At 68.7% G+C, this 6,256-nt stretch carries 6 protein-coding genes; 2 read left to right on the top strand and 4 right to left on the bottom strand.

Annotated elements, in window-relative coordinates:
- Nucleotides 1-354: 354 nt before the first annotated feature.
- A complete protein-coding gene (locus RMO04_RS11645; RefSeq protein ID WP_309644950.1) occupies nucleotides 355-1,428 on the top strand; it encodes a substrate-binding domain-containing protein in 1,074 nt (357 codons plus the stop codon).
- Nucleotides 1,429-1,431: 3 nt separating this feature from the next.
- Here RMO04_RS11645 and RMO04_RS11640 read toward each other — a convergent pair whose 3' ends face one another.
- Nucleotides 1,432-2,565, bottom strand: coding sequence for a CaiB/BaiF CoA-transferase family protein (locus tag RMO04_RS11640; protein WP_309644949.1), 1,134 nt, complete (start codon nucleotides 2,563-2,565; stop codon nucleotides 1,432-1,434).
- A 59-nt stretch (nucleotides 2,566-2,624) separates the two neighbouring features.
- Nucleotides 2,625-3,401, bottom strand: a complete 777-nt coding sequence (locus RMO04_RS11635; protein WP_309644948.1) for an SDR family NAD(P)-dependent oxidoreductase — start codon at nucleotides 3,399-3,401, stop codon at nucleotides 2,625-2,627.
- A 131-nt stretch (nucleotides 3,402-3,532) separates the two neighbouring features.
- On the opposite strand from RMO04_RS11635, the gene RMO04_RS11630 reads away from it, so the two are divergent.
- Complete coding sequence (locus RMO04_RS11630) at nucleotides 3,533-4,861, top strand: diguanylate cyclase domain-containing protein (RefSeq protein ID WP_309644947.1); 1,329 nt, start codon at nucleotides 3,533-3,535, stop codon at nucleotides 4,859-4,861.
- Nucleotides 4,862-4,864: 3 nt separating this feature from the next.
- Here the strand turns inward: RMO04_RS11630 and RMO04_RS11625 are convergent, their stop codons facing one another.
- The gene (locus RMO04_RS11625; RefSeq protein ID WP_309644946.1) at nucleotides 4,865-5,242 is read right to left on the bottom strand and encodes a hypothetical protein; all 378 of its coding nucleotides are present in this window, start codon (nucleotides 5,240-5,242) and stop codon (nucleotides 4,865-4,867) included.
- Nucleotides 5,243-5,280: 38 nt separating this feature from the next.
- Nucleotides 5,281-6,256: TRCF domain-containing protein (locus RMO04_RS11620; protein WP_309644945.1), on the bottom strand; the 976-nt coding region annotated here is incomplete at its 5' end.

The following is a 6,256-nucleotide window of genomic DNA, read 5'->3' as shown; positions in this document are numbered from 1 at the left end:
CGCGCCCCCGCTTGATACCCCGACGGATCTAAATGGCGGGTATGGTTATGAAGGTCGCGTCCCGGCGAAAGCCGTCTTGGCGTCGCGTGTGACGGGCGCAAACGTCGACGCGGCGCGCGGGTCCTTGGGGGAGCCGGCGCGCCGCCGATGGGCGTGTCGTTCCATCGGGCCAAACACCGCGTCGAGGGACGGGAGATAGCGGCGTTCAACCTGACTGCAGCATCGCGCCCGCCGGCTGAACCCAGTCTGAACGCGGCGCGCGCCCGCCGTTCACCCGACAGAACGTCATCGAACTTTTACGCAAGCCGCTATAACCGACGAAGCACCCCTCGCCCAGCAAACCGGAGTTCTCCGATGAAGCCGTTCGCCTATCTCGCCGTCGCCGCCGTGGCCCTCGCCGCCTGCGGTCAGAAGACCGAGGGAGACGCCGCCAAGGCCGGTCCCAGCGCCAGCGGGCGCGACCAGGTCTGGGCCGCCGGCTCCTCGACGGTGTTCCCCTTCGCCACCCGCGTCGCCGAAAATGTCGCCAAGAGCGGCGGCGGCAAGGCCGCCAAGGTCGAATCGCTGGGCACCGGCGGCGGCTTCAAGCTGTTCTGCAGCGGAACCGGCGCGGCCTATCCCGACATCGCCAACGCGTCGCGCCAGATCAAGAAGTCCGAGTTCGAGCAGTGCGCCGCCAATGGCGTCACCGACATCGTCGAGATCAAGATCGGCTTCGACGGCATCGTGGTCGCCAACGCCAAGGGCGGCCCGACCTACAACCTCAAGCTCGACCAGCTCTACCGCGGGCTCGCCGCCGAACTCCCTGCCGGCGCCGCCTACGCCAAGAACACCGCCAAGACCTGGAAGGACGTCGACGCCGCCCTGCCGGCTCAGGCGATCCTGGTCTATGGACCGCCGCCCACCTCCGGCACGCGCGACGCCTTCTCGGAACTCGCCATGGAACAGGGCGCCCGCAAGATCCCGGCGCTTGAAGCCCTGCGCGGCTCGGACGAGGACGGCTTCAAGGCCAAGGCCCACACTGTCCGCAGCGACGGCGCCTGGGTCGACTCCGGCGAGAACGACAACGCCATCGTCCAGACCCTGACCAAGACGCCCAACGCCATCGGCGTGTTCGGTTACTCGTTCCTTGAGAACAACATGGACACCGTGAAGGCGGCCACCATCGACGGCGTCGCGCCGACCTTCGAGACCATCTCGAACGGCTCCTATCCGGTGTCGCGCTCGCTGTTCATCTACGTGAAGAAGGCCAATATCGGCGTCATCCCCGGCCTGCGCGAATATGTGGACGCCTTCGTCTCGGACGCGGCCACCGGCAAGGGCGGCTATCTGCAGCAGCGCGGCCTGATCCCGCTGGGCGCCGAGGAGCACGCCGCCCAGAAGGCTAGCGTCACCGAACTGAAGACGATCGCCGCGCCGGCGAAATAGGCCCTAGCCCTCCAGGGCTCCCGCTGCTTTGAGAGCGTCGATCTCGGCGCTCGAGAAGCCCCAGTCGCCCAAGGCCTCACGGTCGTGGGCGCCGATGCCAGGCGGCGGGCCCTGGATGGCGCCCGGCGTCGCCGAAAACCTGGGCGCCGGGGCGGGTTGGGTCACGCCCTCGACCTGAACGAAGGTCTGCCGGGCTACGTTGTGCGGATGTTTCGGGGCTTCATCGAGGTCCAGGATCGGCGCGAAACAGACGTCGGTCCCATCCATGATCGCGCACCACTCGGCTTGGGTCTTCCTGGCGATCACCTGGCTGAGCTTGTCGCGCAGCGAGTCCCAGCTTCCCCGATCCATCTGTTTGGCGAATTCGGGGTCCGTGATGCCGGTCTTCTCCAGCAGCAGGGCGTAGAACTGCGGCTCGATGGAGCCGATCGAGATCCACTTGCCGTCGGCGCATTGGTAAGTGTCATAGAAGTGCGCGCCGCCATCGAGCAGGTTCGAGCGCCGCTCTTCCTTCCAGATGCCGCTGGCCTTGAAGCCGTAAAACATGGCCATCAGCGAGGCCGCGCCGTCGCTCATCGCCGCGTCGATCACCTGCCCCTGCCCCGTCTCGCGCGCGTGGATCACCCCGGCCATCAGGCCGAACGCCAGATAGAGCGCCCCGCCGCCGAAATCGCCCACGAGGTTTAGAGGGGGAACGGGCTTTTCCTTCGTTCCCGTGGCGTGCAGCGCTCCGGTGATGGCGATGTAGTTCATGTCGTGCCCGGCGGCGTTGGCGTAGGGCCCGAACTGGCCCCAGCCGGTCATGCGGCCGTAGACCAGCTTGGGATTGCGCGCCATCGCCACCTCGGGCCCAAGACCCAGGCGCTCCATCACCCCGGGCCGAAAACCCTCGAACACCGCGTCGGCGGTCTCCATCAGCTTCAAGCAGGTCTCGATGGCGGCGGGATTCTTGAGGTCCAGCGCGACTGAACGTCGGCCCCTGGCTGTGATGTCGGCGGGTGACGAGCGCCCAGGACCCTTGCGGTCGACACGCACCACGTCGGCGCCCAGGTCCGACAGCAACATGCCGCAGAACGGCCCTGGCCCGATCCCGGCGAATTCCACGACCTTCAGGCCGGTCAACGGTCCCTGGCGCATGCAAGCTCTCCCTAGATTTTCGCCGATCCTAGACGCGATTACGCCCCGTCAGCCAAACGTCAGCCGCCGCCCGGCAGGGACTGGCCGTCGTCGATGGTGATCAAGGTCCCGGCGATGGCGCGCGCGGCGGGCCCGCACAGCATCGTCAACGTCGCGTCGAGGTCAGTGGCTTCCATCAGCCTGCGGCGCGGGAAGCCCTTGAGCTGCTTCTGACCGCCTTCGGTGGCCCACCAGGACGCGTTGATGTCGGTCTCGATATAGCCGGGCGCGATGGCGTTGACGGCGATTCCGCGTCGCGACCACTCCCGCGCCAGGCTGCGGGTCAGCATGGCGACGGCCGACTTCGACGCATTGTAGGCCGACAGCCCCGGCAAGACCGTATGGCTGGCGATCGAGGCGATGTTGACGATCCGCGCGGTCCCGGCCGCCGCTACCCCCGAGGCGAGCATGCGCACAGCCGCCTGCTGAGCGGAGAAGAACACGCCACGCACGTTAACGTCGAAGGTTCGATCCCACTCCTCGATGGTCAGGTCCAGGGCCAGCCCCTCTCCGCCCACCCCGGCGTTGTTGACCAGGATCGAGATGGGTCCGAGCGCGGCTTCGATCTCGTCGAAGGCCGGGCCGATGGACTGGGCATCGGCCACGTCCAGCTTGAGTGCAATGGCGCGGCCTCCGCTCGCGACGATCTCGGCGGCCACGGCCTCGACCATGTCCAGCCGCCTCGCGGTGAGCGCCACCGCGGCGCCATTGGCCGCCAGCAACCTGGCGAAGTGCGCGCCCAGGCCGCCTGACGCGCCCGTCACCACGGCGGCAAGTCCCGTCAGCGTCTGATCCATCCCAAGCTCTCCCTCTCCTGCGACGCCGGCGCGCTGTCGTCGGCGCGCGGCGCCTGTATAGTCTCCGGGCGCTTCGATTCCCGCCCATCCTGGGCGTGGAACCCGGAGGGGATGGCGTCAAGGGTTCTGGAATGGCGGCTAGCGTCCAGGCGCGCGTCTTGATTGTCGCGCGGGATGACGCCCTGGCGGGTCCGCTCGCCGAGGGCCTGGACCGCCTGGGCTGGCGCACCGTCACGGCGCGCGGGCCCTACGCGGCGCTCGCGGCCCTGGCCGATCTCAACATCGAGGCCGCGATCATCGACCTGGCGAGCGGGGGTCATGAAGCCCTGACCATGGCCCGCCGTCTCAAGGCCGCCTGCGCGCCGCGTCGTCTGCCCGTGGTGGCCATCGGCGATCCCGAACCCGAGCTGGAAAGTTACGACTTCGACCTGACGCTCGCGGCCCCGATCCATCCCGCCCAGGCCGTGCTGCGGCTTGAGACCCTGGTCCGCACCGCCGTCGCCGAGGAGGAGTTCGAGCTTCGTCGCACCAGCTTCGCCGATCGCGGCGGCTGGCTAGACCTGCCCGACCCGGACGCCAGCCCGTTCCAGGTGCTGGCCATCGGCGAGCCGGCGCCCCAGTTCCTCGCGCTCTCAAACGCCCTGACGCGCTGCGGCGCGGAGGTGGTGGGCGCCTTCACCGCCTATACGGCCTTCGACTACTTGCACGAGCGGTCCTTCGACGCCGTGGTCCTGTGGGCGGGCGACAACAGCCAGGAGGCGCTGTCCATCGCCGCCGGCATGCGCCGGAACACGCGCCTCTATCACACGCCCGCCCTGCTCTACATGCGCCAGGAGAGCTACGTGACCATGTCGGAGGCGTATCATCGCGGCGTTTCCGACGTCGCCTCGCCGGAAACCGCCGAGACCGAGACCGCCAAGCGGGTGATCGAGCTGGCCCGCAGCTATCGCCGTCAGACCGCCATCCGCAAGGCGTTGGAGAAGGCCCGCTCGTCAGGCCTGATGGACGCGGCCACCGGGCTCTTCACCCGCGATCTCTTCGCCCATCACCTGGGGCGCCTGGCCCAGGCTTCCCGCCTACGCAACCGGCCACTGTCGGTCTGCGTGCTGAAGGTCGCCGAGAAGCAGGACATCGGCGCGGCGCGCGCCGGCGGATGGCTGGACCGCGCCATCCCCCAGATCGGCTCGATGGTGGGCCGCCTGGTTCGCGTGGAGGACACCGCCGCGCGCCTGAGTCCCGAGGTCTTCGCCCTGGCCCTTCCCGCCACGCCGCAAGCCGCCGCGCGGGCGGCCGGCGAGCGGATCGCCGCGGTGATCGGCTGCACGGCCTTCGAGGCCGGCGACGGCAAGCCGCCCTTCGTCATCGAGTTCGATATCGGCGTGGCCGAGGTCGGCGGCGCCGAGGGGGCCGGCAAGGCCCTGGAAGAGGCCGCGGCAAGGGCTCACCAGCAGGCGAGCTGATGCTCACGTGACCGGCTTGGCCGCCGCCGAGGCGTCCTGAAGGCTCTTGCCGATGACCTGCAGCTCCTTACCCTTGACGCTGAGCGCCGCCCCGCAGCGAACCAGATCGGTTTGGATGTCGGCCTCGGTCATGGTCGCGACCGTGGCCTTGAACGCGGGCTCCAGGGCCATGCCCGGCTCACGCCCCTCGACCCTGCCCAGGAAATAGAGAAGTCCCATGGCGGCGTCCTTGCTGGCGTCGGGCGCGCCCGACTGGGCGGCCATGAAGGCGATCGCCGCGGCGCACCTCATGTCCCGCACGGTCTCGGCCTGCTGGGCCTGAGCGCTTCCCGCCAATGCGAGCGACACGCTCAGCGACGCGCCGATGAGAACTGATTTCATGTGACCCCCTGATCCACCGGGCCAGCCTAGTGCGGCGCTCAGGCGGCCGCCAGCTTGGCGAGTTCGCTCAGCACCCGCTCGGCCGCGCCCAGGCGCTGTTCGGGGGTCTCCCACTCGCCCCGCACCACCACCTTGTGGTCGGGACGAATGCGCCAGGCGACCTGGTTCTTTTGGATGAAGCCCATCAGGCCCATGGGGTTCTTGAAGTCGTCGCCGCGGAAGCTGACAACGGCGCCCTTGGGGCCGACGTCGATCTTGGCGACGTTGGCTTCCCGGCACAGGCCCTTGATGGCCACGACCTTCAACAGCTGGCCGGCCTCGGGCGGCAGCGGGCCGAAGCGATCGATCATCTCGGCGGCCAGAGCCTCGCGGTCGCCGGACTTCTCGGCGTCGGAGAGGCGGCGGTAGAGCGACAGACGGACATTTAGGTCCGGCACATATTCCTCTGGGATCAGCACGGCTGCGCCGGTGTTGATCTGCGGCGACCAGCCGCGATCCGTCGCCCCGTCGCCCTTGCCGGCCAGGGCCTTCAGCTCGTTGACCGCGTCCTCCAGCATCTGCTGGTACAGCTCGACGCCGATCTCGCGGATGTGGCCCGACTGCTCCTCGCCCAGCAGGTTGCCACCGCCGCGCTGATCCAGATCGTGGCTGGCGAGCTGGAAGCCCGCGCCCAGGCTGTCGAGGGACTGCAGCACCTTCAATCGGCGCTCGGCCGAGAGCGTGATCTGCTTCTCCGCGGGCGTGGTCAGATAGGCGTAGGCCCGCGCCTTGGCCCGACCAACCCGGCCGCGCAGCTGGTACATCTGAGCCAGGCCGAACATGTCGGCCCGATGGATGATCATGGTGTTGGCGGTGGGGATATCCAGCCCGCTCTCGACGATGGTGGTCGACAGCAGGACGTCGTACTGGCCGTCGTAGAAGGCGGTCATCACCTCCTCGAGTTGGGTCGGGGCCATCTGGCCGTGGCCCACGACGAACTTCACCTCGGGCACCTGCTCGCGGATGAACCGCTCC

The organism is Phenylobacterium sp. (genome assembly GCF_031412415.1).
Classification (GTDB): domain Bacteria; phylum Pseudomonadota; class Alphaproteobacteria; order Caulobacterales; family Caulobacteraceae; genus Phenylobacterium.
Note: the sequence above shows the minus strand (reverse complement) of the source record. Positions and strands in the feature narration are given on the sequence as shown.